14 protein-coding genes and 1 tRNA gene are annotated in these 16976 nt (G+C 71.8%); 10 read left to right on the top strand and 5 right to left on the bottom strand.

The window, feature by feature from the left end; translation table 11 throughout:
• Nucleotides 1-76 precede the first annotated feature (76 nt).
• The 3 genes from BJP60_RS12295 to BJP60_RS12285 all read left to right on the top strand — a co-directional run bounded on the left by BJP60_RS12295 (nucleotide 77) and on the right by BJP60_RS12285 (nucleotide 5839).
• The gene (locus tag BJP60_RS12295; protein ID WP_203136048.1) at nucleotides 77-559 is read left to right on the top strand and encodes a CarD family transcriptional regulator; all 483 of its coding nucleotides are present in this window, start codon (nucleotides 77-79) and stop codon (nucleotides 557-559) included.
• A gap of 70 nt (nucleotides 560-629) precedes the next feature.
• The gene (gene ispD, locus BJP60_RS12290; protein ID WP_203136047.1) at nucleotides 630-1826 is read left to right on the top strand and encodes a 2-C-methyl-D-erythritol 4-phosphate cytidylyltransferase; all 1197 of its coding nucleotides are present in this window, start codon (nucleotides 630-632) and stop codon (nucleotides 1824-1826) included.
• Between the two features lie 149 nt (nucleotides 1827-1975).
• Nucleotides 1976-5839 carry an endo-1,4-beta-xylanase gene (locus tag BJP60_RS12285; protein ID WP_203136046.1) on the top strand — a complete coding sequence of 1288 codons (3864 nt, stop codon included), beginning with the start codon at nucleotides 1976-1978 and terminating at the stop codon, nucleotides 5837-5839.
• A 54-nt stretch (nucleotides 5840-5893) separates the two neighbouring features.
• Here BJP60_RS12285 and BJP60_RS12280 read toward each other — a convergent pair whose 3' ends face one another.
• Both BJP60_RS12280 and BJP60_RS12275 read right to left on the bottom strand, forming a co-directional pair.
• The gene (locus tag BJP60_RS12280; RefSeq protein WP_203136045.1) at nucleotides 5894-6355 is read right to left on the bottom strand and encodes a GNAT family N-acetyltransferase; all 462 of its coding nucleotides are present in this window, start codon (nucleotides 6353-6355) and stop codon (nucleotides 5894-5896) included.
• A gap of 1 nt (nucleotide 6356) precedes the next feature.
• Nucleotides 6357-7340 (bottom strand): DMT family transporter, encoded by a 984-nt coding sequence (locus BJP60_RS12275; RefSeq protein ID WP_203136042.1) that lies wholly within the window; start codon nucleotides 7338-7340, stop codon nucleotides 6357-6359.
• Between the two features lie 83 nt (nucleotides 7341-7423).
• Between BJP60_RS12275 and cysS the strand changes: the two genes are divergently transcribed.
• From cysS to BJP60_RS12260, 3 genes are read left to right on the top strand one after another with little or no spacing between them, the layout of a single operon-like run.
• Complete coding sequence (cysS, locus tag BJP60_RS12270; RefSeq protein ID WP_203136041.1) at nucleotides 7424-8827, top strand: cysteine--tRNA ligase; 1404 nt, start codon at nucleotides 7424-7426, stop codon at nucleotides 8825-8827.
• Nucleotides 8820-9806: a 23S rRNA (guanosine(2251)-2'-O)-methyltransferase RlmB gene (rlmB, locus tag BJP60_RS12265; RefSeq protein ID WP_203136040.1), complete on the top strand. Its 987-nt coding sequence runs from the start codon at nucleotides 8820-8822 to the stop codon at nucleotides 9804-9806. The genes cysS and rlmB overlap by 8 nt, the downstream gene beginning before the upstream one ends.
• A 20-nt stretch (nucleotides 9807-9826) precedes the next feature.
• On the top strand, nucleotides 9827-10468 hold the full coding sequence (locus tag BJP60_RS12260; RefSeq protein ID WP_203136039.1) for an NAD(P)-dependent oxidoreductase: 642 nt from the start codon (nucleotides 9827-9829) through the stop codon (nucleotides 10466-10468).
• Nucleotides 10469-10490: 22 nt separating this feature from the next.
• On the opposite strand, the gene BJP60_RS12255 is transcribed toward BJP60_RS12260, so the two are convergent.
• Complete coding sequence (locus BJP60_RS12255; protein ID WP_203136038.1) at nucleotides 10491-11774, bottom strand: DUF4032 domain-containing protein; 1284 nt, start codon at nucleotides 11772-11774, stop codon at nucleotides 10491-10493.
• A gap of 77 nt (nucleotides 11775-11851) precedes the next feature.
• Nucleotides 11852-12949: an ABC transporter ATP-binding protein gene (locus BJP60_RS12250; RefSeq protein WP_203136037.1), complete on the bottom strand. Its 1098-nt coding sequence runs from the start codon at nucleotides 12947-12949 to the stop codon at nucleotides 11852-11854.
• A gap of 256 nt (nucleotides 12950-13205) precedes the next feature.
• On the opposite strand from BJP60_RS12250, the gene BJP60_RS12245 reads away from it, so the two are divergent.
• The 3 genes from BJP60_RS12245 (at nucleotide 13206) to BJP60_RS12235 (ending at nucleotide 15025) form a co-directional block, all read left to right on the top strand.
• Nucleotides 13206-14132: a DsbA family protein gene (locus tag BJP60_RS12245; protein WP_203136036.1), complete on the top strand. Its 927-nt coding sequence runs from the start codon at nucleotides 13206-13208 to the stop codon at nucleotides 14130-14132.
• Nucleotides 14133-14178: 46 nt separating this feature from the next.
• Nucleotides 14179-14254: transfer RNA gene (locus tag BJP60_RS12240), tRNA-Thr, on the top strand.
• A 66-nt stretch (nucleotides 14255-14320) separates the two neighbouring features.
• Nucleotides 14321-15025: a DUF1361 domain-containing protein gene (locus BJP60_RS12235; protein ID WP_203136035.1), complete on the top strand. Its 705-nt coding sequence runs from the start codon at nucleotides 14321-14323 to the stop codon at nucleotides 15023-15025.
• On the opposite strand, the gene BJP60_RS12230 is transcribed toward BJP60_RS12235, so the two are convergent.
• A complete protein-coding gene (locus BJP60_RS12230; protein ID WP_203136034.1) occupies nucleotides 15012-15797 on the bottom strand; it encodes an SDR family oxidoreductase in 786 nt (261 codons plus the stop codon). The genes BJP60_RS12235 and BJP60_RS12230 overlap by 14 nt on opposite strands.
• 243 nt (nucleotides 15798-16040) lie before the next feature.
• Here BJP60_RS12230 and sigJ point away from each other — a divergent pair, with 243 nt between their 5' ends.
• Nucleotides 16041-16925: an RNA polymerase sigma factor SigJ gene (gene sigJ / locus BJP60_RS12225; protein ID WP_203136032.1), complete on the top strand. Its 885-nt coding sequence runs from the start codon at nucleotides 16041-16043 to the stop codon at nucleotides 16923-16925.
• Nucleotides 16926-16976 lie beyond the last annotated feature (51 nt).

Genomic DNA, 16976 nt, shown 5'->3' with positions numbered 1-16976 from the left:
CCGCCGATCGGGGCCCGCGAACCTTAGTGCATACGGCGCTGTGGTATCCTGGAAGTCGCCGAAAGGACACAATTCTATGCTTTTCGAGGTTGGCGAAACGGTCGTCTACCCCCACCACGGTGCGGCCACCATCACCGAAGTCAAGACCCGCGTCATCAAGGGCGAAGAGAAGGTCTACCTCAAGCTGAACGTCACCCAGGGTGACCTCGTCATCGAGGTGCCCGCCGAGAACGTCGACCTCGTCGGCGTTCGCGACGTCATCGGCCAGGAGGGTCTGGACAAGGTCTTCGAGGTGCTGCGCGCCCCCTTCACGGAAGAGCCGACCAACTGGTCGCGCCGCTACAAGGCGAATCTTGAGAAGCTCGCCTCTGGCGATGTGATCAAGGTCAGCGAGGTCGTCCGCGACCTGTGGCGCCGTGACCAGGACCGCGGCCTGTCGGCCGGCGAGAAGCGCATGCTCGCCAAGGCCCGTCAGATCCTGATCTCCGAGCTCGCGCTCGCGGAGAAGACCGACGAGGAGAAGGCCGCGTCGGTCCTCGACGAGGTGCTGGCTTCCTGATTCGCGTGTGAAACGCCCCGCCGAATGGCGGGGCGTTTTCGCGTGCGCGGAGCGTGGGTACGTTGGAGGGGTGACTCTCACCCCCTCGCCGCGCGTCGGCGTCATCGTCGTGGCGGCCGGATCGGGCACGCGTCTGGGCCAGGATGCGCCGAAGGCGTTCGTCGGCATCGGCGGGCACACGATCCTGCGGCATGCCCTGCGCGGCGTCTTCTCGGCACCGGAGGCGCAGGTCGTGATCGTCGCGCCCGCGGGGCGTGAGGGAGAGGCCCTGACCGACGCGCGCGAGGCCGCGGGTGCTCGCGCCGATCTCGTCTCGGTCGTCACCGGCGGAGCCACGCGCCAGGGCTCCGTCGCCGCCGGCATCGCGGCGCTGTGGCCGTCGGTCGAGGTCGTGCTCGTGCACGACGCCGCGCGAGCGCTCACGCCCCCGGACGTGTTCGCGCGCGTGATCGGCGCCGTCGACCGCACCGGGTGGGGCGTCGTGCCCGCGCTGGCCGTGATCGACACGATCAAGCGCGTCGAGGGGGAGCGGATCGTGGAGGCCGTCGACCGCTCGCAGCTCGCGGCCGCGCAGACACCGCAGGGCTTCCGGCGCGACGTGCTGGAGACCTCCTACGCGGTCGCCGCCGAGGAGTACACGGACGACGCCGCGCTCGTGGCGGCGGCGGGGCATCGCGTCGCGATCGTCGAGGGCGATCCGCTCGCGTTCAAGATCACGACGCCGGCCGACCTGGATCGCGCGCGCGGGCTCACGACCCCCGTACCGGCCGTGCCGGCCGCGTCGGCGGGGCACGGAATGCCGCGGGTCGGGATCGGCACCGACGTGCACGCGTTCGGCGGTGACGGATCCCTCTGGCTCGCGGGTCTCGAATGGCCCGGCGAGCCCGCGCTGTCGGGGCACTCGGACGGCGACGCGGTCGCCCACGCGATCGTGGACGCGCTGCTGTCGGCCGCGGGCCTGGGGGACATCGGCACGCACTTCGGCACCTCGCGCCCGGAGTTCGCCGGCGCGCACGCCGATACGTTCCTGGCGCGCACGCGGGAGCTGCTCGGCGAGGCCGGCTGGGCCGTGGTGAACGTCGGGGTGCAGTTCCAGTCGAACCGCCCGAGGTTCGCGCCCCGTCGTGCGGAGGCGGAGGCGGCGCTGTCGGCGGCGCTGGGCGGCTCGCCCGTGTCGCTGGCCGCCACCACCACCGACGGACTCGGCTTCACGGGCGCGGGCGACGGCGTGCAGGCGTTCGCGGTCGCGCTGATCCGTCCCGCCTGAGCCTGGAGGGCGCCGACCGGCTCGGCGGCACGGGCGCTCAATGAGTCCATCGGGTCGCTCGATAACGGTCATGTAAAACGATTGCGAAATTCCCCCCGCCGGGTGAATATGGTGGCCTTCGCAACATTCTCGCAGCGCAAAGGAGCGCCATGCGCAGGTTCCGGCTCTTGACAGCCCTCAGCGCCCTCACGGGCACGATCGCACTCGTCGTCGCGGGAGGCGCCGTGGCGGCGCCCGCCGTGGCGGCGACACCGGCGGTCGAGACCATCGACTTCGACGACCGCGGCCTCGGCAGCTGGAGCCCGTCCGGCGGCGGCGCCGACACCCTGTCGTACGTTCCGGACGGGAACGGCCTCGCGCTGCAGGTGAGCGACCGCGCGAACGACTTCACCGGCATCCAGTCGCCCGCCGGCGCCTTCACGGCCGGCAATCGCTACACGGTCTCGGTCAAGGTGAAGCTCGCGGACGGCACGCCGGACACGCAGGCCCGATTCGTCCTCAAGCCCGATTATCAGTGGGGCGGCAACGCCACGGTCACCGCGACGGAGTGGACGACGCTCACCGCGACGTACGAGCCGACCGATCCCGCGAAGACCCACCAGCTCTACATCGGCACGGCCGACATCCCGGGGGTCGCCGCCTACACGTACCTGCTCGACGACCTCACGATCACGACCGAGGACCTCACGCCGCCCTCCGGCGGCCCCGAGCCCGGCACCGTGATCCTCGACAGCGACTTCGAGTCGGGCCTCGACGGCTGGGCGCCGCGCGACTCCGGTTCGGGCGCCCCCACCGTGGCGCTGACCGGCATCACGCACGGCGGCGCCCAGGCGGCCATCGTCACCGGGCGCACGAGCCAGGGGTCGGGCATCGGCCACGACGTGAGCGGCGAGCTGCAGTCCGGCGTCACGTACGAGCTCTCGGCGGCCGTGCGCTTCGCCGACGGTCAGCCCGTCGACGCGGTGTGGCTGTCCCTGGCCGAGACCGCCGCCGGCTCCACGACCTACAAGACGCTCGCGCAGTTCGAGGGCATCACGAGCACGGGATGGACTCAGGTGTCGGCGAAGTTCAACGCGACCGACGCCGAATCGGCGCTGCTGTACTTCGAGACGAACTACAACGGCACCAACACGAGCGACTTCCTGATCGACGACGTCGTGGTGAAGGTTCCGGCCCCCGCCGTGGTCGAGGACCTCCCGCCATTGCACGGCACCACCGACTTCCCCGTGGGGGTCGCGATCGACGCGCGCGAGACGTCCGGGGCGGCCTCCGAGCTCGTGCGACGCCACTTCAACCAGGTCACGCCCGAGAACCACATGAAGCCCGACGCCTGGTACGACGCGGAGCGGAACTTCCGGATCCATCCGGACGCCGCGGCGCTGATGGACTTCGCGCGGGACAACGACCTCGGCCTGTACGGCCACGTGCTCGTGTGGCACAGCCAGACGCCGGCCTGGTTCTTCCAGGACGACGCGGGCCTGCCGCTCGGGACGGACGAGGCTGCCAAGCAGGTGCTGCGCGAGCGCATGCGCACGCACATCTTCGCCGTGGCCGAGACGCTCGCCGCCGACTACGGCGCCTTCGGGTCCGACACGAACCCCCTCACGGCCTTCGACGTCGTGAACGAGGTCGTGTCCGACAGCGGCGAGTTCGCCGACGGCCTGCGGCGCAGCGAGTGGTACCGCATCCTGGGCGAGGAGTACATCGACCTCGCGTTCCGGTACGCCGACGAGGCGTTCAACCACGAGTTCGCGGCCGCCGGCTCGGATCGCCCGGTGACGCTGTTCATCAACGACTACAACACCGAGCAGGACGGCAAGCAGGGCCGCTACGCCGCGCTCGTGGATCGGCTGCTCGCGCGCGACGTGCCGATCGACGGCGTGGGTCACCAGTTCCACGTGAGCCTGGCCATGCCGGTGTCCGCGCTCGCCGGGGCACTCGACCGCTTCGAGGGGCTGGGCCTGCAGCAGGCGGTCACGGAGTTCGACGTGACGACCGGCACGCCCGTGACGCAGGCGCTCCTCGTGGAGCAGGGCTACTACTATCGCGACGCGTTCGCGGTCTTCCGCGAGCACGACCTGTTCTCGGCCACCGTCTGGGGGCTCACGGATGGGCGCAGCTGGCGCGACTCGAGCGGCGATCCGCTGCTGTTCGACGACGATTTGAAGGCCAAGCCCGCGTACTACGGGGCGGCGGGCGGCGAGCTGCCGGCGCGCCTGCGCGCGGCCGACGTGTTCGGCGGCGCGGCGCCGACCGATCCCGCCTCGCCCGAGTGGCAGCGCCTGCCGCTGCACGAGCTCGACGGCGGCGGCGCTTTCCAGGCGCGCTGGGAGGCCGGCACCCTCGCGGTGCTCGTCGACGTGCCGGGCGGCGATGCCGCGACGGAGGTCGTGCTCCAGGTGGGCGAGGCGACGTACACCGTGCGCGGCGACGGCAGCGGCGATGTGCCGGTCGACGCGGATGTCACGGACGCGGGCGTGCGCCTCACGGCGCACCTGCCCCTCGACGACCCGGCGGAGGGCGACACGATCGACTTCGACGTGCGCGTCACGGGAGGCGGCGCATGGAACTCGCCCGGCGTGCTCGGCACCCTGACGCTCGTCGAGCCGCTCGCGTACCTCGAGGTGGTGGGAACGCCCAGCGCCCCCACCATCGACGGCGCGGTCGACGACGGGCTCTGGGAGGCCGCGAATGCGGTCACCACGGACGTCCAGGTCGAGGGATCCGGCGGTGCGACCGCGACGGTCCGCACACTGTGGAAGGACGAGTTGCTGTACGTCCTCGCCGAGGTGACCGACGCGCAGATCGACGTCACGGGCGCGGATCCGTGGATCCAGGACTCGGTCGAGATCTACGTCGACCCGGGCAACGCCAAGAACGGCGCGTACCGATACGACGACACCCAGATCCGCATCAGCGCCGCGAACGCCGTCTCGTTCGGCACCGGTGATGAGGCCTATCAGCAGGCGCGCGTGACGTCCCGGACGTCCACGGTCGAGGGCGGCTACGTCGTCGAGGCCGCCATCTCGCTGCTCGAGTACGGCGGGGAGGGGACGTTCCACGGCCTGGACTTCCAGGTCAACGACGCGACGGACGGCGCGCGCACGGGCATCCGCAACTGGGCCGACCCGACGGGCCGCGGGTACCAGAGCACCGGCCACTGGGGCGTCGGACAGCTCGTCGCTGCGCCGGAGCCCACCCCCGTCGACACGACGCTCGCGGTCGCGAACGCCACCGCGCGCTACGGCACGGAGGCGACGCTGAGCGCGAAGGTGGCACCGGCCGGCGCCACGGGCACCGTCTCGTTCCGCCTCGGGGAGAAGGTCCTGTGCACGGCCGAGGTCGAGGCAGGTGTCGCGACCTGCCGGGCGAACGCTCCGGTGCCCGGGACGTACACCGTGAAGGCCGCGTACGCGGGAGACGCCGGGCACAACGCATCGTCCGCCGCCTTCACGCTGTCGGTGGCGAAAGGCGCGCTGACCGAGGCGCCGACGCCGACGATCTCCGGCACCGTCAAGGTGGGCGGCAAGCTGACGGCTGACGCCGGCACCTGGGCTCCGGCGCCCGTGACGCTGGCGTACCAGTGGCTGAGCGACGGCAAGCGGATCCCGGGCGCGACCAAGCCGACGTACGTGGTCCGCGGCGCCGACAAGGGGCACCGGATCTCGGTGACCGTCACGGGAAGCAGGGCCCATTACGAGACGGTCGCCAAGACATCGGCGGCGACCGCCGAGGTGGCAGCCGGGACCTTCTCGGCGCCGACGCCGCGGATCTGGGGCTGGGCCAAGGCCGGAAAGGTGCTGCTCGCGTGGCCCGGCGTGTGGTCGCCCCGCCCCGCCGAGGTCTCCTACCAGTGGCTGCGCGACGGCAAGGCGATCAAGGGCGCCACGGCGGCGCTGTACCGCGTCGGCTCGGCCGACAAGGGGCACCGCATCACGGTGCGCGTCACCGGATCCGCGCCGGGCTACGAGACCCTGACCCGCACGAGCGGCTCGGTCAGGATCGCGCGCTGACACGCGGACGACGGCGCCCGCCGGGACCTCCCGGCGGGCGCCGTCGTGCCCGCGTCACAGCGCGCGCGTCATGAAGGTCGAGAGCGGGTCCTCGGCATACCCGTCGAACGGCCCGCACTCGGCGAACCCCTCGCTCCGGTACAGCGCGCGGGCCGGGATGAACGGGTCGTCGCTGCCCGTCTCGAGCCACAAGGAGGTCAGGCCGCGCTCACGCGCGTACGCGACGATGTGGCGCAGCAGGGCGCGGGCGACCCCGCGGCCGAGGAATGCGTCGGCCGTGCGGAACGACTTCAGCTCGCCGCGCCCGGCGTCCAACGCCTTGAGCGCCGCGACGCCCGCGAGCTCTTCGCCGATCCACGCGCTCCACACGGTGATCGCGGGATCCCGCAGCGCGTCGATGTCGAGCGCGTGCACGCTCTCGGCGGGCGTCTGCGCGTGCATGCCGGCGAGGTGCTGCGCGACGAGCGCGCGCGTCGCGCTGCCTGCGAGATCGTCGGTCCGGATGTCGATCGTCATGTCAGCCCTCCACGGCGAACGGTTTGGGATGCGGATCCGACCCGGGGTCGACCGCGGGCTCGCGGGCCGAGCGCGACCCCCAGGCGAGCAGCGCGAGCCCCGCCCCGAGGACGACGAGCCCCACGGCGGCGAGCGGCGCGAGGCGCTCGCCGAGCACGACGATGCCGAGGACGCTCGCGGTGAGCGGCTCGCCGAGCGTGAGCGTCGCGGCGGTCGCGGCCTTGAGGCCGCCGAGGCCCCACGTGAACAGCGCGTAGGCCGCGGTCACGGTCGCCAGGCCCAGCCACAGGCTCATCAGCGCCCCGCGCGGGTCGGCGATCCAGCCGACATCCGTGAACGGCAGGGCGACGAGCGCGAGCGCGGCCGATCCGCCTCCCATCGCCCCGACGACCGTCAGGGGATGCCAGCCCGCGTCGAGCAGGCGTCGCTGCGCGACGGCGATCACGGCGAACGAGGCGCCCGCGCCGAACGAGCCGAGCAGCCCCGCGGGGTCGACCGAGCCGCCCCCGCTGCCGCCGAAGCCGAGCAGCGCGACGCCGAGCGTTGAGACCGCGGTGGCGGCGCCCCACAGGATGCCGGGTGCCTTGCGGGTCAGGAGCCACTCGAGCAGCCCCGCGAGCACCGGGGCCGAGCCGAGGGCGATCACGGTGCTGACGGCGACGCCGTTGGTCGAGGTGCCGAGGAAGAACAGTGGCTGGTAGACGAACAGGCACAGCGCGGTCACCGCCATCAGCACGACGGGGCGCACCGTCAGTCGCCGCGGTGCGGCGGCAGGCGCGGCCGCGGGCGCGCGGCGGCGACGCAGCCAGGCGGCGATCGCGGTGAAGACGGCAAGGGCCGTACCGCCCACGATCAGGCGCATCACTCCGACCGCGAAGGGCGTCGTGCCGTCCGGGCCGAGCGCCTGCGACGTGCCCGTCGTGCCGAACAGCAGGGCCGCCGCCAGCACGGCGAAGACGGCGGGACCGGATCGGGAGGAGAGCACCAGCCATTCCTATCGCATCCTCGCCGTGCCCCGGTCGCCGTCACACCGGGGGTTTCCGATCCTCAGGACCGTAGGCTGGGGGTGTGACCGTCCGCCTCTACGACTCCCGCGCGCAGGCGCTGCGCGACTTCGTGCCGCTCGTGCCCGGGAACGTGTCGATGTACGTGTGCGGCCCGACCGTCCAGTCCGGCCCCCACATCGGGCACCTGCGCGGGGCGCTCGCGTTCGATCTGCTGCGCCGCTGGCTCGCCCACCGCTTCGGCCAGGTCACGCTGGTGCGCAACGTCACGGACATCGACGACAAGGTGCTCGAGAAGGCCACGCCCGAGGAGCCGTGGTGGGCCCTCGCGTACCGGATCGAGCAGGAGTTCACCGCTGCGTATGCCGCGATCGGCATCCTGCCGCCGACGTACGAGCCGCGCGCGACGGCATCCGTCCCGCAGATGCAGGAACTCATCTCCCGGCTGATCGAGCGCGGGCACGCGTACGCGGCCGAGGGGGACGTCTATTTCGACGTCCGCTCGTGGGCGGAGTACGGCACGCTCACGCGCCAGTCCCTCGACGCCATGGAGCCGGCGACCGACGCCGATCCGCGCGGCAAGCGCGATCCGCGCGACTTCGCGCTCTGGAAGGGCGCCAAGGAGGGGGAGCCGTCCTCGGCCACGTGGGAGTCGCCCTGGGGCGCGGGGCGCCCGGGCTGGCACATCGAGTGCTCGGCCATGTCGCGCCGCTACCTCGGCGCCGAGTTCGACATCCACGGCGGCGGGCTCGACCTGCGCTTCCCGCACCACGAGAACGAGCTCGCGCAGTCCACCGCTGCCGGCGACGCGTTCGCGCGGTTCTGGATGCATAACGGGCTCGTGACGGTCGAGGGGCAGAAGATGTCGAAGTCGCTCGGCAACTTCACCCTCGCGGCCGATCTGCTGGCGGCGCGACCCGCGTCCGTCGTGCGGTACGCGCTCGCCGCTGCGCACTACCGCTCGAGCCTCGACGTGTCCGAGAGCGGCCTCGACGAGGCCGCGGCGGCGCTCGGACGCATCACGGGCTTCCTGACCCGGGCCCGCCGTGTGCTCGCCGAGCCCGGTGCCACCGACGTCCCCGGTGCCGCCGACGTTCCCGAGGCGTTCGCCGCGGCGATGGACGACGACCTCGGGGTGCCGCAGGCGCTCGCCGTGCTGCACGACACCGTGCGGGCCGGCAACACCGCGCTCGACGCGGGGGACGACGACGCCCTGCGGGCCGCGTACGACGGCGTGACCGCGATGGTGCGGGTGCTCGGTCTCGACGAGGCGGGCGGCGCACAGGAGACGGGCTCGGCGACCGAGACGGCGCTGTCGGCGCTGATCGAGGAGCTGATCTCGCAGCGCGCCGAGGCGCGCGCCGCCAAGGACTGGGGGACGGCCGACCGGATCCGCGATCTGTTCGCGACGGCGGGCGTCACCCTCGAAGACAACGCTGACGGAACAGTCTGGAGCATCAATGGCTAATGGTCGTCCCGGCGCGAGCCGCGGAAAGAAGAAGGGCCCCTCGAAGGGCACGGGCGGCCTCGGTCGCAAGGCGCTCGAGGGCAAGGGCCCGACGCCCAAGGCCGAGGACCGCGTCTACCACGTCGCCCACAAGCGCAAGCAGGCGGCGGAGCGGCTCGCGGCGAAGCGCGGCACGGGCCCCAAGCCCACCACCCGGGCCCCGCGCGCCAAGGGCGACACCGACATCGAGTTCGTCACCGGACGCAACTCGGTGCTCGAGGCGCTGCGCGCGAAGATCCCCGCGACGGCGTTCTACATCGCCCAGCGCGTGGAGATGGACGACCGCGTGAAGGAGATGCTCGCGATCGCCAAGAACCGCGAGATCCCGATGCTCGAGGTCACGCGACCCGAGCTCGACCGCATGGCAGGCTTCGACGGCGTGCACCAGGGCGTCGCGCTCAAGGTGCCGCCGTACGAGTACGCCCACCCGCAGGATCTGCTCGAAGAGGTGATCGGCAAGGGCCAGACGCCGCTGTTCGTCGCGCTCGACGGCGTCACCGACTCCCGCAACCTCGGCGCGATCGTCCGCTCCACGGCTGCGTTCGGCGGCCAGGCCGTGATCATCCCGCAGCGGCGCTCGGCCGGCATGAACTCCGGCGCATGGAAGACCAGCGCCGGGGCCGCCGCACGCATCCCCGTCGCCATGGCCACCAACCTCACGGCGATGCTGAAGGACTTCAAGAAGCAGGGCGTGTTCGTGCTCGGTCTCGACGGCGGCGGCGACGTGTCGCTGCCCGCGCTCGAGCTCGCCGACCGCCCCGTCGTGATCGTCGTCGGCAGCGAGGGCAAGGGGCTCTCCCGCCTGGTCACCGAGACGTGCGATCAGATCGTGTCGATCCCGATCTCGTCCGCGACCGAGTCCCTGAACGCCGGCATCGCGGCATCCGTCGCGCTGTACCAGATCGCGACCGTCCGCGCGGCCGGTCCCGCGCAGCAGTAAGGCACCGAGGAGGCAACACAATGGCCCGCATCGCCGTCATCGGGGGCACCGGCTACGCCGGCGGCCACATCGTGCAGGAGGCCGCCGAGCGCGGTCACACGGTCGTCTCGATCGCCCGCAAGGTGCCGACCGAGCGCGTGCCCGGCGCCACGTACCTCGAGGGCTCGCTGCTCGACGTCCCGGGACTGCTCGCGGAGCTCGAGGGCGTGCAGGCGATCGTCGTCGCCGTGGCGCCGCGCGGCGACATGGCGGGCCTGGTGCGCGCGGCCATCGCCGAGCTCGTGGCCGAGCTGCCCGAGGGGGTGCGCCTCGGCGTGATCGGGGGCGCGGGCGGCAGTCTCGTGGCGGAGGGCGGACCGCGCCTGATCGACGCGGGTCAGTTCCCCGAGGCGTTCAAGCCGGAGGCGTCCGAGATGACCGGCGTGCTCGAGGACCTCACCCGGACGCCCGCGTCGGTCGACTGGTTCTTCGTGCACCCGGCCGTCGAGTTCGGCGCCTTCGCGCCGGGCGAGCGCACCGGCAGCTACCGCACCGGCGGCGACGTGCTGGTGTCGGACGACGACGGCCGCTCGTACGTCTCCGGCGCCGACCTCGCGATCGCCGTGGTGGACGAGATCGAGACGCCTCAGCACCGCCGGGCGCGCTTCACGGTCGGCTACTGAGGCATCCCCGCCCGCGGCGGTCTCAGACGAGGTCGCGCCAGTCGACCGCTCCCGTGACGGCGCCGCCCGGCCCGGTGATCGTCTCGGTGAGCGGCCCCATGATCGTCGCCTCGTCGCGCCGGTGCCGCAGCACGTCCCGGATGTAGCTGGTCAGCACCTCTGCCACCGGCACGGACGCCTCGCGCTGCTCCTGCAGGAACCAGCGGTGCTCGAGCACCTGGTGGTAGACCTCGGCGGGCTCGAGCTTGCCGCGCAGCTCGATCGGGATCGCGCGCACGACCGGCTCGAACGCCTGCGTCAGCCATTCGTGCGCCGCGAGCTCCTCTTCCTCCTCGGGGCGTCCTGATCGCAGCCGGAACTCGTCCAGGTCGTTCAGCAGGCGCCGGGCCTGGTTCTCCTCGACGTCCAGGCCGGTGAGCCGGATGAGGCGGCGCGTGTGGTGGCCGGCATCGACGACCTTCGGCTGGATCGACACGCGCGTGCCGCCCGCCGCGGTCTCGATCGACATCTCGCCGATGTCGAACCCGAGCTCGTTGAGGTGCCGCACGCGCTCGGTGATCCGCCACGACTCGCTCACGGAGAACGTCTGCTCGTCGTGGATGGCGCTCCACAGGGCGCGATACGCCGACACGATCCCGTCCGCGATGCTCACCGGATCCACGCCGCCCTCCAGGCGGCCGCTCGCGGCGAGGTCCAGGATCTCGCCCGCGATGTTCGTGCGCGCGAGGTCGAGATCGTGCTCGCGCTGGCCGAGGCTCAGGCCGTCTTCGTGCAGCTCGCCGGTCTCGGCGTCGACGAGGTACGCCGCGAACGCGCCCGCATCGCGACGGAAGAGGGTGTTGGACAGCGACACGTCGCCCCAGTAGAAGCCGACGTTGTGCAGGCGCACGAGCAGCAGCGCGAGCGCGTCGACGAGGCGCGTCGCGGTGTCCGGACGCAGCGCGTGCGTGAACAGCGCGCGGTACGGCATCGAGAACTTCAGGTGCGCGGTGACGAGCGCCGCGGGCAGGGGAGCGCCGTCCGTCGTCCGCCGCTGCGAGATCACCGCCACGCGGCGCACGCACGGAACGTCGAGCCTCGCGAGCGAGCCGAGCATGTCGTACTCGCGCTGCGCCATCTCGGCCGTCGTCTCCTTGACCGCGACGGCCTGACCCGACAGCTCGCTGAAGCGCACCACGTGGCGCGAGATGCCCTTCGGCAGCTTGACGATGTGCCGGGCGGGCCAGTCCTCGAGCCGGGTCGACCACGGCAGGGTCAGCAGCTGCGGGTCGATCTCGGTCGCGGTGATGCGGAGGGAGTCGGGCACTCTCTGCTTGCCTTTCGGGAAAAGAGCAGCGGCGCGGACCGATCCCGAGGATCCGCCCGCGCCGCTGCCGGTGGTGCTTAGGAGGCGACGGCGCCCGTCAGGCGCTCGCCCGTCTCCAGGTCGAACACGTGCACGTGGTCCGGCACGGGCGCGAGCGTGATGGTCTCGCCGGCGTTCGGGTGCATGCGGCCGTCGACGCGGGCGACGATGTCGGTGCGCTTGCCCTCGATCTCCGAGTGACCGTACAGGTAGCCGTCGGCGCCGAGCTCCTCGACCAGGTCGACGACGACCTTCAGGCCCTCGCCGTCGGCGGGGGCGACGATGATGTCCTCGGGGCGGACGCCGATCGTGACCTCGGAGCCGTGGGCGCGGCCGAGCGCGCTCGAGCCGACCGGGACGGTCTTCGTGCCGAACCGGATGCCGCCCTCGACCACGTCGGCCGGGAACAGGTTCATGGCCGGCGAGCCGATGAAGCCGGCGACGAACACGTTGTTCGGCTTCTCGTACAGGTCGCGCGGCGTGCCGACCTGCTGCAGGATGCCGTCCTTCAGCACGGCGATCCGGTCGCCCATCGTCAGGGCCTCGGTCTGGTCGTGCGTGACGTACACGGTCGTGACGCCGAGGCGGCGCTGCAGCGACGCGATCTGCGTGCGGGTCTGGACGCGCAGCTTGGCGTCGAGGTTCGACAGCGGCTCGTCCATGAGGAACACCTGCGGCTCGCGGACGATGGCGCGGCCCATCGCGACGCGCTGACGCTGACCACCCGAGAGCGCCTTCGGCTTGCGGTTCAGGTAGGGCTCGAGGTCGAGCAGCTTGGCCGCCTCCTGCACGCGCTTGGCGCGCTCGTCCTTGCTGACACCGGCGATCTTGAGCGCGAAGCCCATGTTCTCGGCCACGGTCATGTGGGGGTACAGCGCGTAGTTCTGGAACACCATCGCGATGTCGCGGTCCTTCGGCGGCACGTCGGTGACGTCGCGGTCGCCGATCATGATCCGGCCGTCGTTGACCTCTTCGAGGCCCGCGAGCATGCGGAGCGACGTGGACTTTCCGCAACCCGAGGGGCCGACCAGGACGAGGAACTCGCCGTCGCCGATCTCGAGGTCGAGGGAGTCGACCGCGGGGCGGGTGCCGCCGGGGTAGACGCGGGTGGCGCTGTCAAAGGTGACGGATGCCATGACCTTCTCCTTCACCGGCAGGTACGTGCCGGACGATCCGTAGTGAATGGAACGACGGGGTGAGCCGCCGCCGACCCGCCTTTGGGTCGGGATCAGTATGGCACGCCGACGCACGGCGGCGGTGACCCGGGCGTGTCGCAGACCGTCGTGGCGTCGAGATGGCCGTCCTGTCTGGGTTTCTCTCAGCAGCCATGGCTAGCATCGAGGACGTTGTGGCCGTTGTTCGCGGCCGAGGATCCACGTTCCGAGAGGTTGCATGTCGAGCGACGAGACGGGCCAGACGCCCGACGCGCGGGGCCGTCGCGAGGCGGTGCGCGAGAAGGCTCAGAAGGTCAAGGCGCGCCAGTCGCGCAACCGTGTGCTGCGCCGATCCGCGCTCGTGCTGCTGGCGCTCGCCGCCGTCGCGGGCATCGCGTACGCCGTGACCAGCATCGTCGTGCCCGCCGTGTCCGAGCCGACCCTCAACCCGAGCGGTCTCGAGGACGACGGCGTCGTGGTCGACGAGGCGATGCAGCCCGATGCGACCGGCACCGCCGCTCCCACCGAGACGCCGGCGCCGAAGACGCCCGCGCCGTCGGAGACCCCGGGCGTGGGGCCCATCCAGATCCACGTGTACGTCGACTACCTCTCGCAGGCGGCCGGCGACTTCCAGCGTGTGAACGCCTCGCAGCTCAGCGAGTGGGTCGAGCAGGGCGCGGTCGAGGTCGTCTACCACCCGGTGGCGCTGCTGACCTCGAAGTCCGCCGGCACCAAGTACTCGCAGCGTGCCGCCGGCGCGGCGGCGTGCGTCGTGGAGCACGCCCCCGAGGCGTTCGCGGCGTTCAACCACGAGCTGCTCACGAACCAGCCCACGGTCGACAGCGACGGTTTCAGCGACTCGGAGCTCGCGAATCTCGCGATCGCGACGGGTGCGGACGACACCAAGGCCGTGCGCGCGTGCATCGAGAACGAGGACTACTTCGCGTGGGCCCGCGAGGCCACCGAGCGCGCGCTGAACGGCCCGCTTCCGGGCACCGACGATCTCACCCTTTCGGGCGCTCCCATGATCCTGGTCAACGGCGAGCCGTACGTCGGCGCGCTCGATGCGCCGGAGGAGTTCGCGGCCTTCCTGCTCGCCGTCGACAGCGAGGCGTACCTCGAGACCGCCACGCCGGAGCCGACGCCCTCGCCCTCGGGGAGCTGACCCGGGTCGGTATGCTCGACTCGGTCGCCGGATCTCCGGCGGCGTCGCCGGCTTAGCTCAGTTGGTAGAGCACCTGTCTTGTAAACAGGGGGTCATCGGTTCGAACCCGGTAGCCGGCACCAGAAAAGACCGGCAGAGCGGCGCGTCGAGCGCCGTGGGACCCGCGCCCCGCAGACGACAATGGCCGTGTGAACGCGCTGCTGCTGCCCGCTCTCGGCCTGCTGGTTCTGAACGCCTATGCGCTGCTCCTCGTCCTGATGCGGGGACCGCTGTTCCGCACGCGCGTGTACCGCCCGATGCTCCTGAACATCGCGCTGTCGGTGGCCCCCGCCGTGACGCTGACGCTCGTCGTCGTGCTGCTGCTGGCGATCGTGGAGTTCTTCCCCTCCACCGTCGCGCTCTGGGCCGTGATGCTGGTCGGTGCAGCGACCTGGCTCCTGCTGCTGCCGAACTCCGCCTACCTCGTCACCGAGCTCAATCTCTCTCACCGCCGCACGGGGGAGGACGTTCCGCTCTGGTACGACATCATCCTCGTGCTGACGCTGGCGATGTCCGGCGTGCTGAACACGCTCGCGAACGTGGCGCTCGTGCAGCTGCTGACCGTCGTGATCGCGCGCCCGAATGCCGCCCACCCGCTGGTGAGCCCGACGTCGTGGATCGCCGCGGGGGCGACGCTCCTGCTCGTGTCCCTCGGCATGTACCTCGGCCGCTACATCCGCTTCAACAGCTGGGATCTCCTCCGCCCGAACAGGTTCGCGCGGAAGCTGTTCGGGCACTTCGCCGAGCGGGGCAACGGGCCGGCGGCCGCCGGGTTCGTCGTCACGCACACGGTGTTCCTCGGCATCCTCTACGCAATCGTCGCGGCACCGGTGCTGCTCGTCATCCTTCCCTGACTCTCGCGTCCCGGCGCGGCGCCTCCCGGCCGGTCGTGCGCTGCAGCCAGGCGGTGAACGTCTCGGTTCCGATCTCGGCGCCGTCGCCGGGCAGCAGAGTGCCGTCGCGCTGCGCCTTCCCGAAACGGCCGGGCAGAGCGACGCCGGGGATCCATCCGCGGTGTCCGGACGCACGCGCCCAACGGCGCACCATGTCCACGAGCGACTCCTCGCGCGGCCCGGCGAGTTCGAGGTATCCGCCGCGGGCGGGCGCCTCGGCGAGATCGACGAGGCGAGAGGCCACCTCGCGTGCGGCGACCGGCTGCGTGCGCATCTTCGGCGCGAGGTGCAGGGGGCCGGCCTTGGCGGTCGCGTGGATCTGCCCCGCGAACTCGTGGAACTGCGTCGCCCGCAGGATGGTCCACGGCACGGAGCCCGCCTCGATGGCCACCTCCTGCGCCCGCTTGCCCGCGTAGTAGTCGTACGGCGCGCGGTCGACCCCGACGATCGAGAGGGCGACGTGTCGCTCGACGCCGGCGCGCTCCTCGGCGGCCAGCAGCGTCCGGGTGGTGCCCTCGAAGAACCGCGTGGAGACGTCGGCCTTCAGCGTGCTCACGTTGCTGACGTCGACCACGACATCCGCGCCGCCCAAGGCGTCGTCGAGCCCGGTGCCCGTGGTCAGGTCGATGCCCCGCGATCGCGCGAGGATGACCGTCTCGTGGCCTCGCCGTTCGACCTCGTCGGCGACCAGTGTGCCCATCAGGCCCGTGCCCCCTGCGATCGCAACCCTCATGTCCGTCCCTTTCGTCCTGGATGCCGAACCGGCCTCCGACATCTCGACGACGCGGCACCGCGGAATGTGAGGCTCACATCTCGCGCCCTCATCTCGTCGTGTCGAGGAAGGCGGATCGGGATCCACCCTCGCAGAGGGCGGTCGCGCGGATGACGCACCCGGCGCCGAGATCCGCGAAGCTGTGAGCGACGACGCTCCGACGGAACGGGTCGCGCAGGGAACGCACGAGAACGGAGACCACGGATGCCGGATGACGGTGTGACCGCGACGCTCGAGTCGGAGCGCCCCGCGTTGCGCGGCCTCGCCTACCGCATGCTCGGCAACCTCAGCGACGCCGACGACGCCGTGCAGGACGCGTTCCTGCGCTGGGTGCGGCTCGGAGCCGACCAGCGCGCCCGAATCGACAATCCGGGAGCGTGGATGATGCGCGTCACCTCGCGGATCTGCCTGGACATGCTCGGATCCGCCCGGGTCCGTCGCGAGACCTATGTCGGGCCATGGCTTCCCGAGCCCGTCCCCGTCGGCATGCCGGCGGGGCACGCCGGCGATCCGCTCGACCGCGTCACGCTGGACGACTCAGTGAGCATGGCGCTGCAGGTCGTGCTGCACACGCTCACGCCCGCCGAGCGCGTCGCCTTCGTGCTGCACGACGTGTTCGAGCTGCCCTTCGCGCAGATCGCCGACACGGTCGGTCGATCGGTGGAGGCGACACGGCAGCTGGCGTCGTCCGCGCGCCGCAAGGTGCGCGCACGCACGGATGACGCGGCGCCGCGTGAGCGCCACGACGAGGTGGCCGCCGCCTTCGCAGCGGCCACGGGGACCGGTGACTTCGACGCCTTGGTCGCGGTTCTGGATCCGGATGTGACGCTGACCTCGGACGGCGGCGGCAAGGTCAGCGCCGCGCGCCGCCCGGTTCTCGGAGCCGCCAATGTCGCGCGCTTCATCCTGGGCGTGCTCACACAGCGCCCGCATGTGCGGGTGTCGCCCATCGCGACCGCCGACGGCCTGGGATTCGTCGTCAGCGAGGACGGCGTGGTCGACACCGTGATCGTGCTCGGAGTGCGTGGCGAGAGGGTGTCGGACGTCTGGCTCGTGCGCAATCCCGACAAACTCACCAGCTGGCGCTGATCCGAGCAGGCCCGGCGTGGCGGCGGTCGCGCATCGGTGCGGCTTCGGCAC

Origin of the sequence: Microbacterium sp. JZ31 (genome assembly GCF_016805985.1) — a bacterium.
Classification (GTDB): Bacteria; Actinomycetota; Actinomycetes; order Actinomycetales; family Microbacteriaceae; genus Microbacterium.
This window is presented reverse-complemented; position numbering and strand designations above follow the sequence as displayed.